Annotated in this window: 1 protein-coding gene; it reads left to right on the forward strand. The window is 31.8% G+C overall.

Annotated features, from left to right (window positions below; translation table 11 throughout):
• A partial coding sequence (locus tag AAEY75_RS15455) for a hypothetical protein (RefSeq protein ID WP_352260083.1) occupies nucleotides 1-211 on the forward strand: 211 nt, incomplete at its 5' end.
• Nucleotides 212-267 lie beyond the last annotated feature (56 nt).

Raw genomic sequence — 267 nt, forward strand, 5'->3', positions numbered from 1 at the left:
GACTATATACGCTACTATAGTTAATAACGATCAGAATTTACAACCTTACGTTAGCGTGAAAGATGTTAACCTAAGAAACACAATGTTTAATAAATATTTAGAATGGTCGACTAAGGTTGGGCAAGGTGTCAAAGATGATGTCATTTCAGTTGGTATACCTAGAATTAATCCAGAAACTAACCAATTTTATCGTGAAGTCATTGATGGTTAATTTTCACAACTAGGAGCTACTATGAAATCAATAAAACTATTTACACTCTCTATTTG

Origin of the sequence: Psychrobacter sp. TB55-MNA-CIBAN-0194 (assembly GCF_040309505.1) — a bacterium.
In the GTDB taxonomy this organism is placed as follows: Bacteria; Pseudomonadota; Gammaproteobacteria; order Pseudomonadales; family Moraxellaceae; genus Psychrobacter; species Psychrobacter fozii.